We start from the raw sequence: 19,890 nt of genomic DNA on the forward strand, positions 1-19,890 counted from the left end.
TCTCCCCCCGTCGCCGCACAGTCGTCTTAGGTAAAGACGCTGCCGGGGCCTCAGTGGTTGCACCCGATCCAGCCGATCTTCAGGGAGTTCCGCTACCGTCTTTTCATGGAACTCGTGTATCCCCCGGTCATCGCCTTCGCCAAGACGATGTTCCGCGCGCTCGACCTGCGGATTCAGGTCGACGGGGCCGAAAACATCCCGCGTGAGGGCGGTGCGGTGCTCGCGAGTAACCACGTGAGCTACCTCGACTTCATCTTCTGCGGCCTGGCCGCACAGCCGGCCAAGCGGCTGGTCCGGTTCATGGCCAAGAAGTCGGTCTTCGACCACAAGGTGAGCGGCCCACTCATGCGCGGCATGCAACACATCCCGGTCGACCGCGACGCCGGCGCGGCCTCGTTCCGCGAGGCGACCAACGCGCTCAAGGACGGCCAGGTCGTCGGCGTCTTCCCGGAGGCGACGATCAGCGAGTCGTTCACGGTGAAGGAGCTGAAGTCGGGCGCGGTCCGGCTCGCGCGTACGGCCAAGGTGCCGTTGATCCCGATGGTGGTCTGGGGCCCGCACCGGCTGTGGACCAAGGGACACAAGAAGGAGCTGACCAAGCGGCACGTGCCGGTGCTGATCAAGGTCGGCGAGGCCCTCGATATGCCCAAGGGCACGTCGCCCGACGCGCTCACCGCGGCCCTCAAGGAGCGGATGAGCAGCCTGCTCGACGCGGTCCAGCGGGCTTATCCGGAAAAGCCCTCCGGCCCGGAGGATCGCTGGTGGCTGCCCGCGCACCTGGGCGGAACGGCGCCGCTGCCCGAGGCCGCCGCCGTATGACGAACGGCGCCGCACCCCGGGTGGGATGCGGCGCCGCCAGTTGTCTTACTTCTTGTCAGACAGCGCGGATGTTCGCGGCCTGCGGGCCCTTCTGGCCCTGGGTCACCTCGAACTCGACCCGCTGGTTCTCCTCCAGGCTGCGGTAGCCCGACATCTGGATCGCGGAGAAGTGGGCGAAGACGTCGGCGCCGCCGTCGTCGGGGGTGATGAACCCGAAGCCCTTGTCCGCGTTGAACCACTTCACAACGCCGGTAACCATGATCGTCTCCTCGACGGTCGATCGCTCCCGCCCATTATGGACAGGTGCGAGGTGGTAAGACCCGGATTCCCCGAGTCTCGTGTCGCCGTACTGATCGCCCGCACCGGAGAACCCGGGTTACGACAAAGAGCGCCTGGGGCAGAATTCCCCACAGGCGCTCCTAAGTACTTGGCAAACCAAACGAACAACGGTCGGAGCGTAGCACGATTGAGGAGGCTCGGCGGTGATCGGCGCACAAATGGCATCACGACTGAAAGAGGCCGGGCTCGCGTGGAAACCCGCGCTCGGGGACCGGTTCGCGATCCCCGACCGGGACCTGGACGAAGAGGTGTTCGTCCTGAGCAACATGACCATCCAGGTGTACCCGATGCCGGAGGGGCCGGTGATCGGCTTCAACGGCACCACGGAGTGGGCGCTGGACGACGTCGAGATCGACGAGGCCATCTGGCTGCCGCGGGAGGACCAGCTGCGGGAACTGCTGGGCGGCACCTTCCGGGGACTGCGGCGGGACATCGACGCGTACGAGGTGAGCATCGACCTGCTCGGGGAGCAACGGAGCTTCGAGGCGCCAACGGCCGAGGAGGCGTACGCGAGCGCCCTGCTCCACCTCCTCGCCGCCGCCGGCGTGGGTTAGTCGCCCGCCTCCGGGATCTCGGCGACCAGGGCCGCCAGCGCGTCGGCGTCCAGCAGATCGTGCGGACGCACCGTGACCTGCTCGCGCACGTAGTGGAAGCCGGCGCGCACGCGGTTGACCGGCACCCCGGCCAGCGAGGCCCAGGCGATCCGGTACGCCGAGAGCTGCACCGCCGCCGCTTCCGCCGCCTCGCCGACCGGTCGCCGGCCGGTCTTCCAGTCGATCACGTCGTACCGGTTGCCGGACTCGGCGAAGACGGCGTCCATCCGCCCCCGGACCACCACACCGGCCACCGAGGTCGCGAACGGCACTTCCACCTCGACCGGGGTGCGATCGGCCCACTCGCCACTCAGGAACGCCTCCTGCAGGGCGGTCAGCTCCTCGTCGCCGGCCGCGTCGTCGTCCGCGGCGCCCGGCAGCTCGTCGATGTCGATCAGGCGGGCCGAGCCGAAGCGCTGCTCGAGCCAGGCGTGGAAGGCGGTGCCCCGGCGGGCGTACGGCGCGGGCCGTTGCGGAAGCGGCCGGCGCAACGATCGGGCCAGTCCCTGCGGGTCGCGCCGCAGCACCACCAGCTGCGACACGGAGAGGTGGGCGGGCAGCGCGACCTCGATGGGCCCGTCCCGGCGGGAGCGCTCGTCCCGTTCGGCCAGCAGCAGGTCGGCTTCCCGCCGCCAGCGTAAAATGTCCGGGTCCTCCGCTTCCGCCGCGGGCAGCCCGACCAGGTCGGCGGCGAAGCCGGCCCGGGCGGCGATCTCCGGATCGCTCGCGGCCAGTTCCGCGAACGCCTCGGCGGCCGACGCGGACGGATCGGCGATCATGCGGCGGATCAGGTCGGCGGCCGCGGCCATGGCCGGGCGACGGCGGCCCAGCGGGTCGAACGGCCATTCAGCCGACGCGACCTCGGCGCCCGACGGGTTCGGCTCGTCCGGGGCGGGCTCGGGCGCCCACTCGGTGACCAGGCCGGCGCCGGCCTCGCAGGTCGCCCGGATCTCGTCGAGGAACACCGACGGGCCGCGCGGCTTCTTGACGCCCTCACCCCACCAGTAGCCCGAGCAGAGCAGCAGGCGGCGCGGGCGGGTCACCGCCACGTACGCGAGCCGCCGCTCCTCGCGCTCGTCGTGCTCGCGCCACTTGCGCCCGAAGTCGGACACCGCCGCGACCACGTCTTTCTGGTCGGCCGCGCCGGTCAGGTCGAGCTCGGGCAGGCCGTCGGCGTCGCCGCGCAGCGGGAACGGCAGCACGCCGATGCCCATCAGGTAGTGGTCACTGCCCCGGACCAGCCCCGGCCAGACGCCCTTGCTGAGCCCGGCCACCGACACCACGTCCCATTCCAGGCCCTTGGCGGCGTGCGCGGTGAGGATCTGGACCGCGCCCTCGACCACGTCGACCTGGCCCGGCTCCAGACCGCGCTCCTCCTCCTCGGCCGCGGCCAGGAACGCGAGGAAGCCGGCCAGCGTGCCGCCGTCGGTCTCGGCCGCGTACCGGGCCGCCACGTCGCCGAGCGCGTCCAGGTGGCCGCGAGCCAGCCCCGCGTCGCCGGCCCGCCAGCCGCGTACCGCCACCTCGACGTCCAGGCCGATGGTGCGCTCGATGTCCGCCACCAGGTCGGGAAGGGGCTGGTCGAGGCGCTGCCGCAGGGCGCTGAGCTCCCGGCTGTACGCGCGAAGGCGCGCGTAGCCCTCGGCCGAGTACTGCTGGGGGGCGCCCAGGTCGGCCATGGCCTCGATCAGCGTGGCGTCGTCGAGGCGGTCGGCCAGGAACTCCTCCGGATCGGCCCGGCTGACCACCTCGGCGCGGGCCGCGGCCAGGCCCCGGGACCGGCGGTGCAGCGCGACCAGGTCACGCGGCCCGATCCGCCAGCGGGCACCGGTCAGCAGCCGGAGCAGCGAGGCGCCGTCGGTCGGGTCGGCCAGCACCCGCAGCGTGCAGACGACATCGCGTACCTCTGGGGTGTCGAGAAGACCGCCCAGCCCGACCACCTCGACCGGCAGGCCCCGCGCCCGCAACGCCTGCTCGATCACCGGGATCTGGCTGCGCACCCGCACCAGGACCGCGCTGGTCGGCCGCCGCTCGACCGGGATCTGCTCGGGCGCCGCGTCGAGCATGCCGCCGGCGATCTGCCAGGCCCGCAGCATCTGGCCGGCGATCCAATCAGCTTCATCCGCGTACGTCGTGAGCAGTGCACAGCTCACCGTGCGGCCGCCTACGCTCGTCGCCACCCGCGGCGCCGCCTCGAGCGTGGCGACCCGGGCGCCGGCCGCCCGCAACGGCCGGGACAGCTCGTTGGCCACCTCGAGGATCTCGGGCCGGTTCCGCCAGCTCTTGGTCAGCTTCTCCACCCAGGCGTCGCCGCCGCCGGGAAGGGTGAACTCCTTGGGGAAGCGGTCGAGCGTGCCGGCCGAGGCGCCGCGCCAGCCGTAGATCGACTGACAGGGGTCGCCGACCGCGGTGACCGGGTGACCGCCGCCGAAGAGCGCGTTCAGCATCGTCACCTGGGCATGGCTGGTGTCCTGGTATTCGTCGAGCAGCACGATCCGGAACCGGCCGCGCTCGATCTCGCCGACCGCCGGGTGATCGCGGGCGACCCGGGCCGCGCGGGCCATCTGGTCGCCGAAGTCCATCGCCTCGAGGTCGAGTTTGCGCTGCTCGAAGAGCCGCACGAGGGGCAGCAGCGTGAGCCGGTGCCGCTGGCGCTGGAGTACGTCGGCGACATCCTTGTAGACACGGCCGGGCAGCTCCTGGACCTCGGCGAAGAAGCGGCCGGTCCAGGCGGCCAGCTCGTCCGGGGTCACCAGGTGCTCGGCGAGCTCGGAGGCGAGCGCGAGCACGTCGTCGGTGACGGTGCCGGGCGCGCGGTTCAAGCCGGTCATCTCGCCCGTGTACGCGCGGACCAGCGAGTCGACGATCTGCCAGCGGGCAGCCTCGGTCAGCAGCCGGGCCGACGGCTCGTAGCCGGCGCGCAGGCCGTGCTCGGTGACGATGCGGGCCGCGTACGAGTGATAGGTGGAGATCGTCGCCTCGCCGACCAGGGCGTCGTCCCGGCCGAGGCGCCGCACGAGCTGGCCGAGCCGGGTGCGCACGCGGTGGGCGAGCTCGCCGGCGGCCTTGCGGGTGAAGGTGAGGCCGAGGATCTGGTCGGGGTGGGCATAGCCGTTGGCGACCAGCCAGACCACCCGGGAGGCCATCGTCTCGGTCTTGCCCGAGCCGGCGCCGGCCACCACCAGCAGCGGCTCGACCGCGGCCGAGATGATCGCGGCCTGCTCGCTGGTCGGCGGCGGCAGGCGCAACAATCTGGCCAGCTCGGCCGGCGTGTAGCGCGGTCCCGAGTCGGCACGGCGGCGTGGCGCCACCGGTTCGTCGGCGAAGAGGCTGGGCTGGGTCACTGCGTATCTTCTACTACCTGTCGCCCCTTGCCGGAGATCGGGCAGCTGGTGCGGACCGGGCAGACCCGGCACCGGCTGTTGGCGACGGCCGAGAAGGTCGCGGCCGCCATCGTCTCCGCGGTGCGGCGGACCATCGCGTACGCCCATTGCGGGTCGGTCGCGTCGCCCAGCGCGACCTGCATCTGCTCACGCGCGTCCTTCCCCGGCCCGAGCTGCACCAGAGCCGCGCCGCCGCTCTGAGCGCCGTGATCGCCGAACGCCCCCGCCTCGACCGCCGCCTGATAACCCGCCAGCTGAGCGTGCTCCTCGACGTCGGCCGCGGACACGGTGGTGGACTTGCCGGTCTTGAGGTCGATGACGACGAGCCGCCCCTCCTCATCGATCTCGAGCCGGTCGACCCGGCCGGTCAGGTCGATCGGCCGCTTCTCGTCCTCGAGCCGCACGGTGAACTCGTGCTCGATGGCCAGCAGCCGACGCGGGTTGGCCGCCAGCCACCGCAGCAGCTTGTCCACCATGCCCTGCGCCCGCTCCTGCTCGGGCCCGGCCAGCCAGCGGGCGGCAAGCTCGATCGCGTCGAACCGGGCCGACACGTATTCGACCAGTTTCTCCCGATCGGCGTTGGCATCCTCGGCCAGCATGGCCGCGGCGTGCACCAGATTGCCCACCCCCTGGGCCGGCCCCGGCGGCGCGGCCCCGCCATGACGCTCGAGCAGCCAGCGCAAGCTGCACCGAAGGGCGCTCTCCATCGAGGACGGCGTGACCTTGACCGGCTCCCCTTCCTCGACGAGCGGCCGATCGTCGGAGAGCGGCCGAAGTCCCCACCACTCATCCGGATGCGCCCCCGGCACACCGGCGGCCGCGAGCCGGGCCAGCTCGGCCGCCGCAGCCCGCCGCCGGCCGGGCGTCTGGTCGCCCCCGACCACAACGGTACGCAGTTCGGCCACGAGCCCGGCCAACGTCAGCGCGCGCGGCGCCCGGCCGACGGGCAGCTCGCCCTCGGTCCGCAGCTTCTCCTGCTCCTCGTCACCGTCGGGTACGTCCTCGCGCACGTCGGCGTCGGCGCTGTCGGCTTCCCGGCCCGGGTCGCCGCCGCGCTCGCTCTCCTCGGCACCGTCGCGTTCTCTGGTTCGGCTTCCGCCCGAAATATCCGTTATATCGGGTGCATCGTCGTCATCGCCGCCACGCGGGTGCGGGACGACGGCGCTCGACCGGCCGCGCGGGGCCTCCATCGGCAGCGAGCCTCCCGGTGAGGGCGGCCCGTCCTGCGGCGACGGGGCATCCGGCCGCGGCCCGTCCTGCAGCGGCGGGCCGTCCAGCGGGCCATCGGCTGGCGGCGGGCCGTCCAGCGGCGGGCCGTCCAGCGGGCCATCGGCTGGTGGCGGACCATCCTGCGGCCCGTCCAGTGGCGGGGGTGGGCCATCCGGCGGGGGCGGGCCATCCGGCGGGGGCGGGCCATCGTCGGCCGAGCCGTCGGATGGGCCCGGCAGAGACGACACCAGCTCGGTGAGGAAGCGGCTGGGCTGCTCCTCCCCTTCGGAGCCGCCCACGCCGGCCGAGGCCACGGCCGTGACTATCAGTTTCTGGCGGGCGCGGGTCGCGGCCACGTAGAAGAGGCGGCGCTCCTCGTCGAGCAGGGCCGACGTCTCGCCCACCACTGCCGCGCGGCCGGTGGCGGCGCGGCCGGCCAGCACGTCGACCAGGCGTTCGGAACCGAGCAGGCTGCCACGCAGGCGCAGGTCGGGCCAGATGCCCTCCTGCACGCCGGCCAGGACCACCACGTCCCACTCCAGGCCCTTCGCGGCGTGCGCGGTGAGCAGGCGCACCGCCTCACCCCGGTCGGCGCTCGGCGCGATCGAGTCGGCCGGCAGGTCCTGGCCGAGGACGTGGTCGAGAAACACCTCGGTGCGCGCGCCCGGCAGCCGGTCGACGAACCGGGCCGCCGCGTCGAAGAGCACCACCATCGAGTCGAGGTCGCGGTCGGCCGCCTCGGCCCGCCACTGCCGGGCCCGGCTCACGTCGGCGTCGTCGGAGAGGCCGGTGCGGGTGCTCATGGCGTACCACCGGTCGGCTAGCCCGCTCTCTCGCCACACCGTCCACAGCACCTGCTCCGCGGTCGCCCCCGGCTCGGCCGCCGCCTGCCGCGCGGTGGCGATCAGCCGGGCCACGGTCTGCGCCGGAACTGCCCAGCGCCGCTCGACCATGTCGAGCCCGGCGGGATCGCGAACGGCATCGACCAGCAGCTCACCCGACGGCCGCCGATCGCCGGCCGCCAGCGCCAGCGCCCGCAGGCCCTGCCGCAGCCGCCGCTCGGCCAGCGGATCGGCCCCACCCAGCGGCGAGTGCAGCAGCGCGACGGCCGCCTCCTCGTTGAGCGACTCCGGGTCGAGCGCGCACCGCAGAAGAAGCAGGAAAGGCGCCACGGCCGGCTGCAGATGCAGCGGCATGTCCTCGGCGTGGGTCACGGTCGGCACCCCGGCGGCGGCCAGCGCCCGCTGGAAGGACGGCAACTGCAACGAGGTCGACCGCAGCACGACCGCCATCCGCGACCAGGGGACGCCGTGGAGCAGGTGCGCTTCCCGCAAGGCGTGGGCGACATATGCGGCTTCGGCGGTGGTGGCACGAAATGTCCGCACGACGGCGCCGGCCTCGAGGGCTCCGCCGACGGGAACGCCGGGCGAGGACGAGGCGGCGGGCGAGGGCGAGGGCGAGGGCGAGGGCGAGACGGGCGCAGGCGAGGGCGCGGGCGGGGCCGGCGGGTGCATCGGCCGGTGGGCGATCGGCCCCCGCATGTGCCGGGCCACCCGCGTCGTGGCGGTCAGCAGCGGTGCGTCGGCCCGGTAGTTCGTGTGCAAGGTGATCGTCTCGGCGAGGGCGCCCGACGCGGTGCGGAACTTGGTGGGGAAGGTGGACACCGCGGTCGGGTCGGCGCCGCGGAAGCCGTAGATCGAGGAGTCGGGATCGGCGAACGCGACCAGCGGCTTGCCGCCGCCGGCGACCTGGGCCAGCAGCTCTATCTGGGCCGGGTCGGTGTCGGCCAGCTCGTCGACGTAGACGTAGGCCAGGCGGTCACGCTCGGCGGCCAGCAGGGCGGGGTCGTCGGCCAGCAGGCCGGAGGCGGCGCGCACCAGCTCGGCCGGGTCGTAGGCGGTCGAGCCGCGGGTGGTGACGTCGCGCAGGGCCAGGACCGCGACGTACTCCCGGAGGAAGCGGGCCGCGGCCGGCCAGTCGTCGCGGCCCAGGCGCTCGCCGAGGCGGGCCAGCTCGGCCGGGCCGACGCCGCGCTCGGCGGCGCGCTGCATCAGGTCGCGCAGCTGCTGGGCGAAGGCCCGGGTGGGCAGGGCCGGGCGCAACGCCTCGGGCCAGCCGATCTCGTCGGGGGCGTCGGGGTCGCCGACCACGGCGAGGAGCTCGCGGATGATCAGGTCTTGCTCGGGGCCGGTGAGCAGGCGGGGCGACGGCTCGCCGCGCTCGGCCGCGGCCCGCCGCAGCAGCGCGTAGGAGTAGGCGTGGAAGGTGCGCACCAGCGGCTCGTGCATGATGCGGCCGCGGTCGCCGGCGATGCGGGCCTCGATGCGGTCGCGGAGGGCGGTGGCGCCCCGGCGGCCGAAGGTGAGCACCAGGATGCGCTCGGGGTCGACGCCCTCGGCGATCCGGGCCGCGACCGCCTCGACCAGCACCGTCGTCTTGCCCGTGCCGGGACCGCCGACCACCAGGAGTGGGCCGTCGGCGTGGGCGGAGACGTAGGCCTGGACCGGGTCGGGGCGCAGCGCGGGCAGCGCGGGGAGCGGCCGCCGGACCAGACGATAGGCAGGCCGGCGCACCGAGGCGGAAGGGGCCGGCGTGCTCACGGGATATAGGAAACCACGGGGGTACGACGTTATTCGCAGCGCGGTTTGGCGACCGACCCCCGCCGGGCGACCGGCATCGGCACCCGCTGCACCACCGGCGGTGCCGACGGGCCGAGCAGCGTCTCCACCGCCTGCCAGCCGAGCCGGTAGTGCGGCAGCCCGATACTGGTCAGCTGGGGCCGCAGCCAGGCCGCGAGCTCGGAGTCGTCGAAGGAGAGCACCGACACGTCGTCGGGAATGGCCAGTCCGGCCTCACCGACCGCTTGGTAGGCGCCGAGGGCGATCCGGTCGTTCAGGCAGATGAGGGCCCTCAGCTCGAGCCCCTCGGCCAGGGCGCGACCGACCGCCTCGTACGCGGAATGGGGCCACCAGTCGCAGTCGATCGTCCCGGCCAGCCGCGCACCCGCCTCGCCCAGTCCCTCCTTGATGCCGGCGAGCCGCTCGCGGGCGGCGAAGACCCCGCCGCTGGGATGGCCGACCAGGTGGATGCCGCCGCGGTGACCGGCCTCGAGCAGCGTGCGGGCCGCGTCGACGCCCGCCGTCATCTCGTCCGGGATGACCGCGTGATGGCCCGGTCGCGTACTCCGGCCGAGGCAGTTGAGAAGAACCACGGGCCGGTCCCGCAACAGCTTGGGCACCCGGACGTGGCGGGTGAACATGCTCGCGTAGAGGAAGGCGTCGACCTGCCGGTCGAGGAAGTCGGCGATCAGCTTCTCCTCGATCACCGGATCGCCCTCGGTCTCGCCGATGAACAGCAGGTGGCCACGCGCGACGGCGGCGGCCAGGCTGCCCTGGATCACGCGTCCGGCGTACGGGTCGGAGGCGATCGTGTCCGAGACCAGCGCGATGGTCTTGGTGATCTTGGTACGCAGGCTGCGCGCCATGAGGTTGGGCCGGTAGTCCAGCTCCTGGGCCGCCCGGAGCACCCGCTGCCGGGCATCCTCGGAGATCCGCATGTCCTGATGTCGTCCGGCCAGGACGAAGGAGGCGGTGCTGCGGGACACGCCGGCCCGCTGCGCGACCTGCAGAAGAGTCGCCCGTTGGGGGGCCATGCCAGGCAGTGTTCCACAACGGAGTAACGACGGCGAAAACCGCACAATGTCATGGTGCGATTACTGATCGACAAGTCTTGACGTCTCCCGGCCGCGGGGAGCAGCGTGATAGCTAAACGCTTCTAGCACACGGGCCACTCACCCGCAGGCCCCCTGCCGGAGCGGCAGCGCCGCATCGCACCGTTCCGGCAGGGGCCACCCCTGCGAGACCCGAGGCGTCCCCGGCGAGTTGCGACCCCGTCGGGCAACCCGGCGCGAGCGCACCGAGCGCGTCCGGTGAGAGCGCGTTGCTGGCGCGCCCCCGGTCTACTCCGGCGGGCTCGCCGGGAGACGAGTCACGCCTGGTGGGTGTGGTGACACCCACCAGGCGTGATGCGGCTCGGTGCGGCGGTCAGGCCAGCGCCCGCTCGATCTCGTCGAAGGCCTCGCCGATCGACTTGGCGATCGTCACCCGTTCGAGGGCGGCCGCCCGGACGAAGGCCGTGTCCGCGAGCTGCCCCAGCCACGAGACCAACCCGTCGTAGAAGCCGGTCGGGTCGAGCAGCACGATCGGCTTGGCGTGCAGGTCGAGCGTGGCCGTGGTCCACACCTCGAACAGCTCGTCCATCGTCCCGAGGCCGCCGGGCAGCGTGATGAACGCTTCCGATCGCTCGATCATCAGGTTCTTCCGGCTGCCCATGTCGCCGGTGATGACCAGCTCGTCCGAGCTGAGGTCGGCGACCTCGAGGTCCACCAGGGACTGCGGGATGATCCCGAGGGTGTGCGCGCCGCCGGCCCGGGCGCCGTCGGCGACCGCGCCCATCATGCCGACGCAGCCACCGCCGGAGACCAGCGTGTGCCCGCGGGCGGCGAGCTCGGCGCCGGTCTGCGTGGCGAGGTCGAGCCACTGCTGGTCGAGCTTGTTGGAGGAGGCGCAGAAGACGCAGATGGCGGCCACGTCACCGCTTCCCGTTGGTCTCGGCGAGGGCCGCGTCGGCGTTCACGATGATCTGAACCGCCTCCTCGACGTCGTCGGTCACCTGGATGAGCTCGAGGTCGGCCTCGCTCACCTTGCCGTCCTTCAGCAACGTCTGCTTGATCCAGTCGATGAGGCCGGCCCAGTAATCGGCGCCCATGAGGATGACCGGGAAGCGCGTCACCTTCTTGGTCTGCACCAGGGTGATCGCCTCGAACAGCTCATCGAGCGTGCCGAAGCCGCCGGGCAGGACCACGAAGGCCTGCGCGTACTTCACGAACATGGTCTTGCGGACGAAGAAGTAGCGGAAGTCGATGCCGACGTCGACCCAGTCGTTGAGACCCTGCTCGAACGGCAGCTCGATGCCGAGGCCGACCGACATGCCGCCGGCTTCGGTGGCGCCCCGGTTGGCCGCCTCCATCACGCCCGGCCCGCCGCCGGTGATCACCGCATAGCCCGCCTCGGCCAGGGCCGCGCCGAGGTCGGCGGCCATCTCGCACTCGGGGCTGTCGGGCTTGCTGCGGGCCGAGCCGAAGACGCTCACCGCGGGCGGCAGGTCGGCCAGCGTGTCGAAGCCCTCGACGAACTCGGACAGGATGCGCAGCGACCGCCAGGCATCCTTCGTCTTCCACTCGCGCCTGTTGCTCGAGTCGAGCAGTTTCTCGTCGGCCGTGCTCGAGGGGAGCGACTCGCGGCGCAGCGTGACCGCTCCGCGATGACGCTCCGGCTCCGGCCGCCGTCGTGAGGTGCTGTCCGTCATGCCTAAAAGGTAGTGCGGACGGTCAGTAGGCGGTGAATAACCGGTTGGGTTTCGGTAAGAGGATTGCGACCGGCGAACCTTTTTGCCAGATTGAAGCAACGGACGGTAGCTCTGGAGCGTCTGTACAGTTACGAAATCGACGGCACGGCGCCCGGTCTCGGCCGGGTTCCTGGGCTAAGGAGCCACCGTGACGAACCGATACGAACGTCTCAAGGAACAGCGCCGCATGCAGCGCCGCATCCGCCTCGTGGTCGAGGAGCGGCGGATGTCGCGCGCCGAGACCAAGCCGCCGCACGATCCGGAGGCCACGATCGAGATCCCGCCGCAGGCGTTGCGCGCGATCGGCCGGGTGACCGTCCAGGCGATCTGACCGATCAAGAGCGGTTTCCGGTACGCGTCGGGGCAGCCGACTAATAGGCCGAGAGCCAGCGGTGCAGCGTCGCCGCGCCGTCCCGGATCTTGCCGATCTCCACGTGCTCGTCGGGGGCGTGCGCGAGCAACGGGTCGCCGGGACCGTAGTTGAGTGCCGGGATGCCCAGCGCCGCGAACCGCGCGACGTCGGTCCAGCCCAGCTTGGCCGCCGGTTCCTCGCCGACCGCGGCCAGGAACTCCCGGGCCGGCGCGGCAGCCAGGCCGGGCAGCGCGCCCGGCGCCGAGTCGGTCAGCTCGACCTCGAAGCCCTCGAAGACCTCGAGCACGTGCTCGAGGGCCTGCTTCTCGGTGCGGTCCGGCGCGAAGCGGAGGTTGACCTCGACCTCGCACTCGTCCGGCACGACGTTGCCCGCGACACCGCCTTTGATCCGTACGGCGTTGAGCCCCTCGCGGAACGTGCACCCGTCGATCGTGACCGTGCGCGGCCGGTAGTCGTCCAGCCGTCGCAGCACCTCACCGGCCGCGTGGATCGCGTTGACCCCGCGCCAGGCCCGGGCCGTGTGCGCCCGCCGGCCGTGGGTGCGCACCAGCGCCCGGAGCGTGCCCTGGCAGCCGGCCTCGACCACGCCGTACGTCGGCTCGAGCAGCACCGCGAAGTCGGCGCGCAGCCACTCGGGGTGCTGCTCGGAGACCAGGTTGAGCCCGTTGTACCGCGACTCGATCTCCTCCGCCTCGTAGAAGAGGTAGGTGATGTCGTAGCCGGGGTCGGGCAGCGTCGCCGCCAGGTGCAGGGCCAGCGCCGTACCCGATTTCATGTCGGACGTGCCGCAGCCGTAGATCAGGTCGTCGACCACCGTCGACGGGAAGTTGTTGTTGATCGGCACCGTGTCGAGGTGACCGGCCAGCACCACCCGCTGTTCGCGTCCGAGATCGGTGCGGGCCATCACCGTGTTGCCGAGACGGTCCACGCTCAGGTGCGGCGCCTTGCGGAGGACCTCCTCGACGCAGTCGGCGATCACCTTCTCGTTGCGGGAGACGGACTCGATGTCGACCAGGGCGCGGGTCAGCACGACCGGGTCGACCAGCACGTCCGGGGTAAGCGGGTTGGCCATATCGCGCACCATACCGGCCGTGGGTGAATCGGCTTCGGACTTACGATCCTCGTCACGCGCCCACCGGTCGGCGCGGCCCCTTTAGTAGGGTCTGCTACGTGGAAACCGCGATCTCGACCTCGCCCGCGTGGGGCATCGGCCTCGCCACCGTCACCGCCGACGGCCAGGTGCTCGACACCTGGTTCCCGACCGGCTACCTCGGCCTCGGCGCCGGGCCGGCCGAGCCGTCGGCGCTGCCCACCGGGCTGACCGGGCCGCGCGCGCTGCCCGGCGTGTCGGTGGTCGAGGTGAGCGTGACGATCGAGTCGCTGGCCGACCCGATCAAGGACGCCTCCGACGCGTACCTCCGCCTGCATCTGCTCTCGCACCGCCTGGTCGTGCCCAACTCGATCAACCTGGACGGCATCTTCGGCGCGCTCACCAACGTGGCCTGGACCTCGGCGGGGCCGTGCCTGCCCGACCAGGTCGACGAGCTGCGCCTGCTCGAGCGCGCGGCCGGCCGGCACCTGGCCGTCTACGGCATCGACAAGTTCCCGCGGATGACCGACTACGTCACCCCGACCGGCGTGCGCATCGCCGACGCCGACCGGGTGCGCCTCGGCGCCCACCTGGCCGCCGGCACCACGGTCATGCACGAGGGCTTCGTCAACTTCAACGCCGGCACGCTGGGCGTCTCGATGGTCGAGGGCCGCATCGTCCAGGGCGTGGTGGTCGGCGACGGCTCCGACATCGGCGGCGGGTCGTCCATCATGGGCACGCTCTCCGGCGGCGGCAAGGAGCGGGTGTCGGTCGGCGAGCGCAGCCTGATCGGGGCGAACGCGGGCATCGGCATCTCGCTCGGCGACGACTGCGTGGTGGCGGCCGGCGTCTACATCACGGCCGGCTCGAAGCTGACCCTGCCCGACGGCCGGGTGGTCAAGGCACGCGAGCTGTCCGGGCAGGACAACCTGCTCTTCTGGCAGAACTCGGTGACCGGGACGCTCGAGGCGCGGCCGCGGTCGGGCACCGGCATCGAGCTCAACTCGGCCCTGCACTCCAACGACTGAGCCCTCAGCGCAGCGCCGCGGCGGCCGCGTTCCGGACCGCCGCGGTCAAGTCGCGCAACACGGCCGACTCGATCTTCCAGTACTGCCAGTAGAGCGGCACGTCGAGGAATCTGTCCGGAAATATCGGGCTATAGCGGCCGGCGGCGATGTCGGCCCGCGCGTGCTGCTCGGGCACCATGCCCCAGCCCAGGCCGAGCCGGATCGCCTCGACGAAGGCGGCCGCCGCCGGCACGTAGTGGATCGGCGCGTCGGCGGCCTGCCCGACCGATTCCAGGAAGCGGTGCTGCAGCCGGTCCTTGCGGTTGTAGACGATCATCGGCCCCGGCTTGCCGACCGGTAGGTAACGCATCGAACCCAGCGGCTCGAGCCGGCACCCCTGGACCGCGACGTGCTCGGCGGTGACGGCCGCCATCGCGGTGCCCGAGCGCAGCAGGTCGGCCGTGTAGTCCTGATCGTCGGTGTGCAGCTCCCAGGCCGGTCCGGGCACCGCCGCCAGCGCCGGCAGGAACCAGGTGTCGAGCGAGTCGGCGTTCACCACGATCGACACCCGGGCGCCGTCGCGGGCCTGGGCCAGCGCTTCCCGCTCCAGCAGCTCGACCTGCCCCGCGAACCGGACCAGCGCCTCCCCCGCCGGGGTCGCCACGCACGGCTTCGCCCGGCGCACCAGCACCTGCCCGACCGAGCTCTCCAGCGCCTTGATCCGCTGGCTGACCGCCGAGGGCGTGACGTGCAGCTGCCGGGCGGCCGCCTCGAAGCTGCCGGTGCCGATCACCGCCTGGAACGTCGCGAGCTGCACCTGATCCACGTAAGAAACTCTAAACCAACGTCAAAATCTTTAGTTTGAGTACGCCGTGAGCACCGCCTAGCGTCGGGTAGGTGCTCACCTCCCTGATCGCCGGTTTCCTCGCGTCCGCCGTCCTGATCGTCGCCATCGGCGCGCAGAACGCCTTCGTGCTGCGTCAGGGCCTGCGCCGGGAGCACGTGCTGGCGGTCGTGGCCGTCTGTGCCCTCTCCGACCTGCTGCTGATCCTGGCCGGCATCGGCGGCCTCGGCGCGGTGGTGACGGCCCGGCCGTCCGCCGTCACGGTCATCCGCTGGGTCGGGGCCGCGTTCCTCACCGCGTACGCGATCATGGCCGCCCGCCGCGCGATGCGACCCACCCGCCTGACCCCCGCCGAGCGGGCCCCCGCCACCCTCGGCGCGACGGTGCTCACCTGCCTGGCCCTCACCTACCTGAACCCGCACGTCTACCTCGACACGGTGCTGCTGCTCGGCTCGGTCGCCCAGCGTCACCCGCACCGCTGGATCTTCGGCCTGGGCGCCGCCGCCGCGAGCCTGGCCTGGTTCACGGCCCTGGGCGCCGGCGCGCACCGGTTGGCCCCGCTGCTGGCCCGCCCGGCCGCATGGCGCGTGCTCGACGGCCTGATCGCCGTCGTCATGCTCGGCGTGGCGGCGAGCCTCATCGCCGGCTAGCCGCCCGCCTCCGCGCGAATCGGTAAGCAGAGCGACAGGCTCCGCGCGCATCGGTAAGCAGCGCGACACTTGACCCTCCAGCAGGTCGAGGCATCAAAGTCAGCGGGGTGCGAGGAGACATGCGCGGCATCGGTGAGGTGGCCAAGGCCAGCGGGCTGGCGGTCAGCGCGCTCCGGTTCTACGACGGGGCGGGGGTGCTCGTGCCGGCGTCGGTCGATCCGGTCACCGGCTATCGGTGGTACAGCGACGCGCAGGTGCGGGCGGCCCGGCTGATCGCGGGACTGCGGCGGGTGGGACTTCCGGTCGCGGAGATCGCGGCGGCGGTGCGGGAGATGGACGAGCCCGACGCCGTACGCCGCCGGCTGCACCGCCATCGGCGCCGGCTCGAGGACGGGCTCGCCGACGCCCAGCGTGAGCTCCTTCGCATCCATGCCCTGCTCGACCTGGAGGAGAAGCTCATGACCCGGATCACCCTGCCCGCCGCCGCGCTGGCCGCGAGCCTGGACGCGGTGCGGTTCGCGGCGGCCGCCGAGCCCGACGGGCTGTTGCCCGCCGTGCTGTTCGACGCCGGCGACAGCCTGCTCACGCTGGCCGCCACCGATCGCTATCGGCTGGCCGTGGCCGAGTTGCCGGCCGCGATCGAGGGGCCACCGGTGCGGTTGTCGTTGCCGCTGGCGTTCGTCGACGGCGTGCGCGCGCTGCCCGGCGAGATCACGCTCGACCTGACCGGCGAGGGCGTGCGGGCCGAGTCCGGCGGCGCGGTGGTCGAGGGAAAGCCGCTGGCCGTCGACTTCCCGGACTATCGGCGGCTCACGCGGCGGACCACCGAGCCGGTCGCCCGGGTCACCGTGGACACCCAGCGGCTGCGCGAGATGGTCCAGGCGGCGCCCGTTGCCAAGCGGGAGCACGACGGCTCGGCGTACGACCTGGTGATCTTCGGTCTTGATCCGGAGGGAAGCGTGCGGGTCGCCACCGAGAGTGAGTGGTCGGCGGAGCGGCATGTGGCGGTCAACCGCGAGTTCCTGCTGCAGGCGCTGGACGCCGGGGGCGCCGGGCAGCTCCTGCTGGAGCTGGACGGGCCGATTCAGCCGCTGGCGGTGCGCGTCCCGGGCGGGTCGCGGTTCTCGATCCTGATGCCGGTACGCAACGACTGACACCCCTTGACGTGTCGGAGATTTCCGACGCATTATCGACGCATGCCGGAGGTGGACGTCTTCGGCGCGCTGGCCAACCCGGTGCGCCGGCAGTTGCTCGACGCGTTGCGTGGCGGGCCGCTCCCCGCGGGTGAGCTCGCCGCGCGCTTCGAGCTGAGCCGGCCCTCGATCTCGGAGCACCTGGCCGTGCTGCGCCAGGCGCGCCTGGTCACCGAGGAGCCGCGCGGCCGCCACCGCTACTACCACCTGGCGGCCGAGCCGCTCACCGAGGTGCAGGACTGGCTGCACCCGTTCGAGCGATATTGGCGCCGGCGTCTCACCACGCTGCGTGACCTCGTCGAAGGAGAAGACCTATGAGCAGCATCGAGTGCGACCAGTTCATCGCGCGGCCACCGGCCGCGGTCTGGCGGGCGCTCACCGAGCCCGAGCTGCTCGCCCGCTGGTGGCGCCCGGGCGACATCAAGCCCGTCGTCGGCCACCGCTTCACCATGGACATGGGCGACTGGGGCAACCAGTCGTGCCAGGTCATCGAGGTCGAGCCGGAGAAGCTGCTGAGCTACACCTTCGCCGAGGGCGTGCTCGACACGACCATCACCTGGCGGCTCGAGCCCGAGGGGAACGGCACCCGGCTCTTCCTCGTGCACGACGGATTCGAGCCGGGTTCGCACGCGCTCGAGGGCATGGGCAACGGCTGGCCGGGCATCCTGGCCCACCTCGCCGTTGCCATACCGTAACCATGTTTCGAGCTTGAGTCGCGTCACAACCGGGGCGGGCTCATGGGCGGCCTGGCTAACGTCGGCATGTGCGCAGCGGGCAGCAGTACGGCGAGCCGGTCGAGTCGACCGCGACGGCCCTCGGCGAGCGCGCCACCGGCTGGGAGTTCGCCTGGCTGGACGGCCGCCCCGGGGAGCCCTCCTGGTCGTACCCGGAGCTGGCCCGTGCCCTCGTGCGCCGGGCCGGCGCGGTGCTCGACCTCGACACCGGCAGCGGCGAGCTGCTGGCCGAGCTCGCCCCGCTGCCGCCGCACACGGTCGCGGTCGAGAGCTGGGCCCGCAACACCCCCGTCGCCCGCGACCGGCTCGCGCCCTTCGGCGTGGCGGTGCTGACCGAGCTGCCCGGCGGCGAGGACGAGTTCGACGTGGTGCTGAGCCGGCACGGGCGACTGCCGGCCGCGGACATCTACCGCCTGCTGCGACCCGGCGGCCGGCTGCTCACCCAGCAGGTCGGCAGCGACGACCTGGCCGAGATCAACCGGATCCTCGGCGCCCCACCCGCCTATCGCCAGCCGTGGAACGCCGAGGTCGCGGCGGCCCGGCTGGCCGCCGGTGGCCTCGAGGTCACCGACATCCGCGAGGAGCACCCCGAGCTGGTCTTCACCGACGTCGGGTCGGTGGTGCGCCGGCTGCGTGACCTGCCGTGGCAGATCCGGGACTTCACCCCCGAGCGATACGCGAAGGGCCTCGAGCGGCTCGACTCGATCATCCGCCTGCGCGGTCCGCTCACCGTGGCCGCCCATCGCTTCTTGCTCCAGGCCGCACGCGGCTAGCCAGCACCGACCCCCCGAAGGAATGATCGGCCCATGCGCTCCTTGGTCATTGCCGTCGCCCAGCCGCGCGTCGTCGCCCTCGACGTCGCCACGAACGCGACCCGCCACGCCGCCGCCGTTCGCGCGGCCGCGGCCCGGGTCGTGGTCTTCCCCGAGTTGTCGCTGACCGGCTACGAGCTGGAGGCGCCGGAACTGGCAGTCGACGACCCCCGGCTCGCGCCGCTGGTCGAGGCGTGCGCGGCCACCGACACGATCGCGCTGGCCGGGGCGCCGGTCGACGGGCCGCACATCGGCATGCTGGCGGTCGACGGCGGCGGCGTCCGGGTCGCGTACCGCAAGCGGAACCCGCACTCCAGCGAGGAGCGCTTCCGGCCCGGACCGTCGCCCGAGGTGCTCGAGGTCGACGGCTGGCGGCTGGGCCTGGCGATCTGCCGCGACACCGGCATCCCCGAGCACCTCGCGGAGACGGCGGAGCTGGGCATCGACGCGTACGTGGCCGGGGTCGTCGACCCGCCGGCGGGCGACACGGTGGCGGCCGACCGCGCCCGGCGCGCCGGCGAGGCGTACGGCGTCTGGGTGGCCACGTCGTCGTTCGCCGGCCCGACCGGCGGCGGCTACACCGAGACCGCCGGCCGATCCGGCATCTGGGCCCCCGACGGCACCGTGGCGGCGCGGGCCGGCCGGGCGCCCGGCGAGATCGCCCGCGCCACGATGGTCAGTCCGGGGCGCCGGGCTTACGACCGAGCACCAGCGTCGTCCGCAACTCGAGGGTGATCTCGCCGCCGAAGTCGTCGAGCAGCGCGCCCAGGCCGTCCAGCGTCCGCTTGCGCAGCTCGGCCGAGTGCCGGCGGAACGGTGAGAACGTCTGCATCAGCGCGAGGTAGCGCTCCTTGCCGAAGACCGGGTGGGCGTGGAAGCGCCACTCCCGGACGTCCGACCAGATGCCGGCGGCGGTCACGTCGTCGAGCACCCAGTGCTCGTCCTTGTCCGGCACGTCCGGGTCGATCCGGGTCAGCAGCTCGTCGATCGCATCCGACTGCGCGGGATCGAGGACGTTGTAGCGGTGGTAGAAGATCGCCAGGGCACCGCCGGGCGCGAGCCGGTCGAAGGCGCGGTGGTTGCGCGTCTCGGCGTCCATCCAATGCCAGGCGGTGGCGCAGGCGATCAGGTCGGGCGGCTCGGCCGGCACCCACTGCTCGAAGGTCGTCTCCTCCACTGTGGCCTGCGGAAACTTGCCACGGAGCAGGTCGGCCATGCGCGGGTCGGGCTCGACCGCGGTGAGCGGGGCGCCGAGCCGCAGCAGCAACTCGGTGGCCTTGCCGGTGCCGGCGCCGAGCTCCACGATCGCACGGGGCGGCTTCCCGGCGTACGCGATGATCGCCTGTCGCACCTCGTCCGGATAACCGGGCCGGACGTCGTCGTAGATCGATGCCACCTCGCCGAAGACCAGTGTCATCGGACGACAGTAGCCATTAGG

Annotated in this window: 19 protein-coding genes; 10 read left to right on the top strand and 9 right to left on the bottom strand. The window is 72.6% G+C overall.

Annotated features, from left to right (window positions below; genetic code table 11):
- Nucleotides 1–105: 105 nt before the first annotated feature.
- On the top strand, nt 106–819 hold the full coding sequence (locus ACQP2F_RS41960) for a lysophospholipid acyltransferase family protein (RefSeq protein WP_433297827.1): 714 nt from the start codon (nt 106–108) through the stop codon (nt 817–819).
- Nucleotides 820–874: 55 nt separating this feature from the next.
- Here the strand turns inward: ACQP2F_RS41960 and cspE are convergent, their stop codons facing one another.
- A complete protein-coding gene (gene cspE / locus ACQP2F_RS41965; protein ID WP_030442529.1) occupies nt 875–1,078 on the bottom strand; it encodes a transcription antiterminator/RNA stability regulator CspE in 204 nt (67 codons plus the stop codon).
- Nucleotides 1,079–1,316: 238 nt separating this feature from the next.
- On the opposite strand from cspE, the gene ACQP2F_RS41970 reads away from it, so the two are divergent.
- Nucleotides 1,317–1,712 (top strand): pilus assembly protein CpaE, encoded by a 396-nt coding sequence (locus ACQP2F_RS41970; protein WP_433297832.1) that lies wholly within the window; start codon nt 1,317–1,319, stop codon nt 1,710–1,712.
- Here the strand turns inward: ACQP2F_RS41970 and ACQP2F_RS41975 are convergent.
- The 5 genes from ACQP2F_RS41975 to ACQP2F_RS41995 form a co-directional block, all read right to left on the bottom strand.
- Complete coding sequence (locus ACQP2F_RS41975; protein ID WP_433297834.1) at nt 1,709–5,095, bottom strand: ATP-dependent helicase; 3,387 nt, start codon at nt 5,093–5,095, stop codon at nt 1,709–1,711. The genes ACQP2F_RS41970 and ACQP2F_RS41975 overlap by 4 nt on opposite strands.
- Complete coding sequence (locus ACQP2F_RS41980; protein ID WP_433297836.1) at nt 5,092–8,943, bottom strand: ATP-dependent helicase; 3,852 nt, start codon at nt 8,941–8,943, stop codon at nt 5,092–5,094. Before ACQP2F_RS41980 ends, ACQP2F_RS41975 begins: the two co-directional genes overlap by 4 nt.
- Before the next feature lie 29 nt (nt 8,944–8,972).
- Nucleotides 8,973–9,995 (bottom strand): LacI family DNA-binding transcriptional regulator, encoded by a 1,023-nt coding sequence (locus tag ACQP2F_RS41985; RefSeq protein WP_433297838.1) that lies wholly within the window; start codon nt 9,993–9,995, stop codon nt 8,973–8,975.
- 391 nt (nt 9,996–10,386) lie between these two features.
- Nucleotides 10,387–10,932, bottom strand: a complete 546-nt coding sequence (locus ACQP2F_RS41990; RefSeq protein ID WP_433297840.1) for a TIGR00730 family Rossman fold protein — start codon at nt 10,930–10,932, stop codon at nt 10,387–10,389.
- Nucleotide 10,933: 1 nt separating this feature from the next.
- Nucleotides 10,934–11,710: a TIGR00730 family Rossman fold protein gene (locus ACQP2F_RS41995; protein ID WP_433297842.1), complete on the bottom strand. Its 777-nt coding sequence runs from the start codon at nt 11,708–11,710 to the stop codon at nt 10,934–10,936.
- A 187-nt stretch (nt 11,711–11,897) separates the two neighbouring features.
- Between ACQP2F_RS41995 and ACQP2F_RS42000 the strand changes: the two genes are divergently transcribed.
- Nucleotides 11,898–12,080, top strand: coding sequence for a hypothetical protein (locus ACQP2F_RS42000; RefSeq protein ID WP_433297844.1), 183 nt, complete (start codon nt 11,898–11,900; stop codon nt 12,078–12,080).
- Between the two features lie 40 nt (nt 12,081–12,120).
- Here the strand turns inward: ACQP2F_RS42000 and dapE are convergent, their stop codons facing one another.
- Complete coding sequence (dapE, locus tag ACQP2F_RS42005; protein ID WP_433297847.1) at nt 12,121–13,194, bottom strand: succinyl-diaminopimelate desuccinylase; 1,074 nt, start codon at nt 13,192–13,194, stop codon at nt 12,121–12,123.
- Nucleotides 13,195–13,292: 98 nt separating this feature from the next.
- On the opposite strand from dapE, the gene dapD reads away from it, so the two are divergent.
- Nucleotides 13,293–14,240 carry a 2,3,4,5-tetrahydropyridine-2,6-dicarboxylate N-succinyltransferase gene (gene dapD / locus ACQP2F_RS42010; protein ID WP_433297850.1) on the top strand — a complete coding sequence of 316 codons (948 nt, stop codon included), beginning with the start codon at nt 13,293–13,295 and terminating at the stop codon, nt 14,238–14,240.
- Between the two features lie 4 nt (nt 14,241–14,244).
- On the opposite strand, the gene ACQP2F_RS42015 is transcribed toward dapD, so the two are convergent.
- Nucleotides 14,245–15,045 carry a LysR family transcriptional regulator ArgP gene (locus tag ACQP2F_RS42015; protein WP_433297853.1) on the bottom strand — a complete coding sequence of 267 codons (801 nt, stop codon included), beginning with the start codon at nt 15,043–15,045 and terminating at the stop codon, nt 14,245–14,247.
- 71 nt (nt 15,046–15,116) lie between these two features.
- Here ACQP2F_RS42015 and ACQP2F_RS42020 point away from each other — a divergent pair, with 71 nt between their 5' ends.
- The 6 genes from ACQP2F_RS42020 to ACQP2F_RS42045 all read left to right on the top strand — a co-directional run bounded on the left by ACQP2F_RS42020 (nt 15,117) and on the right by ACQP2F_RS42045 (nt 19,187).
- Entirely contained in the window at nt 15,117–15,713 is a 597-nt protein-coding gene (locus tag ACQP2F_RS42020; RefSeq protein ID WP_433297856.1) for a LysE/ArgO family amino acid transporter, read from the top strand.
- 119 nt (nt 15,714–15,832) lie between these two features.
- Complete coding sequence (locus tag ACQP2F_RS42025) at nt 15,833–16,867, top strand: MerR family transcriptional regulator (RefSeq protein WP_433297858.1); 1,035 nt, start codon at nt 15,833–15,835, stop codon at nt 16,865–16,867.
- A gap of 42 nt (nt 16,868–16,909) precedes the next feature.
- The gene (locus tag ACQP2F_RS42030) at nt 16,910–17,224 is read left to right on the top strand and encodes a metalloregulator ArsR/SmtB family transcription factor (RefSeq protein ID WP_433297860.1); all 315 of its coding nucleotides are present in this window, start codon (nt 16,910–16,912) and stop codon (nt 17,222–17,224) included.
- The gene (locus ACQP2F_RS42035; RefSeq protein ID WP_433297862.1) at nt 17,221–17,601 is read left to right on the top strand and encodes an SRPBCC family protein; all 381 of its coding nucleotides are present in this window, start codon (nt 17,221–17,223) and stop codon (nt 17,599–17,601) included. The genes ACQP2F_RS42030 and ACQP2F_RS42035 overlap by 4 nt, the downstream gene beginning before the upstream one ends.
- A gap of 68 nt (nt 17,602–17,669) precedes the next feature.
- A complete protein-coding gene (locus ACQP2F_RS42040; RefSeq protein WP_433297864.1) occupies nt 17,670–18,413 on the top strand; it encodes a class I SAM-dependent methyltransferase in 744 nt (247 codons plus the stop codon).
- A 33-nt stretch (nt 18,414–18,446) separates the two neighbouring features.
- Nucleotides 18,447–19,187, top strand: coding sequence for a carbon-nitrogen hydrolase family protein (locus ACQP2F_RS42045; RefSeq protein WP_433297866.1), 741 nt, complete (start codon nt 18,447–18,449; stop codon nt 19,185–19,187).
- Here ACQP2F_RS42045 and ACQP2F_RS42050 read toward each other — a convergent pair.
- Nucleotides 19,129–19,869, bottom strand: a complete 741-nt coding sequence (locus ACQP2F_RS42050) for a class I SAM-dependent methyltransferase (RefSeq protein WP_433297868.1) — start codon at nt 19,867–19,869, stop codon at nt 19,129–19,131. The two genes, ACQP2F_RS42045 and ACQP2F_RS42050, sit on opposite strands and share 59 nt — an antisense overlap.
- Nucleotides 19,870–19,890 lie beyond the last annotated feature (21 nt).

The organism is Actinoplanes sp. CA-030573, assembly GCF_050951115.1.
Lineage (GTDB): Bacteria > Actinomycetota > Actinomycetes > Mycobacteriales > Micromonosporaceae > Actinoplanes.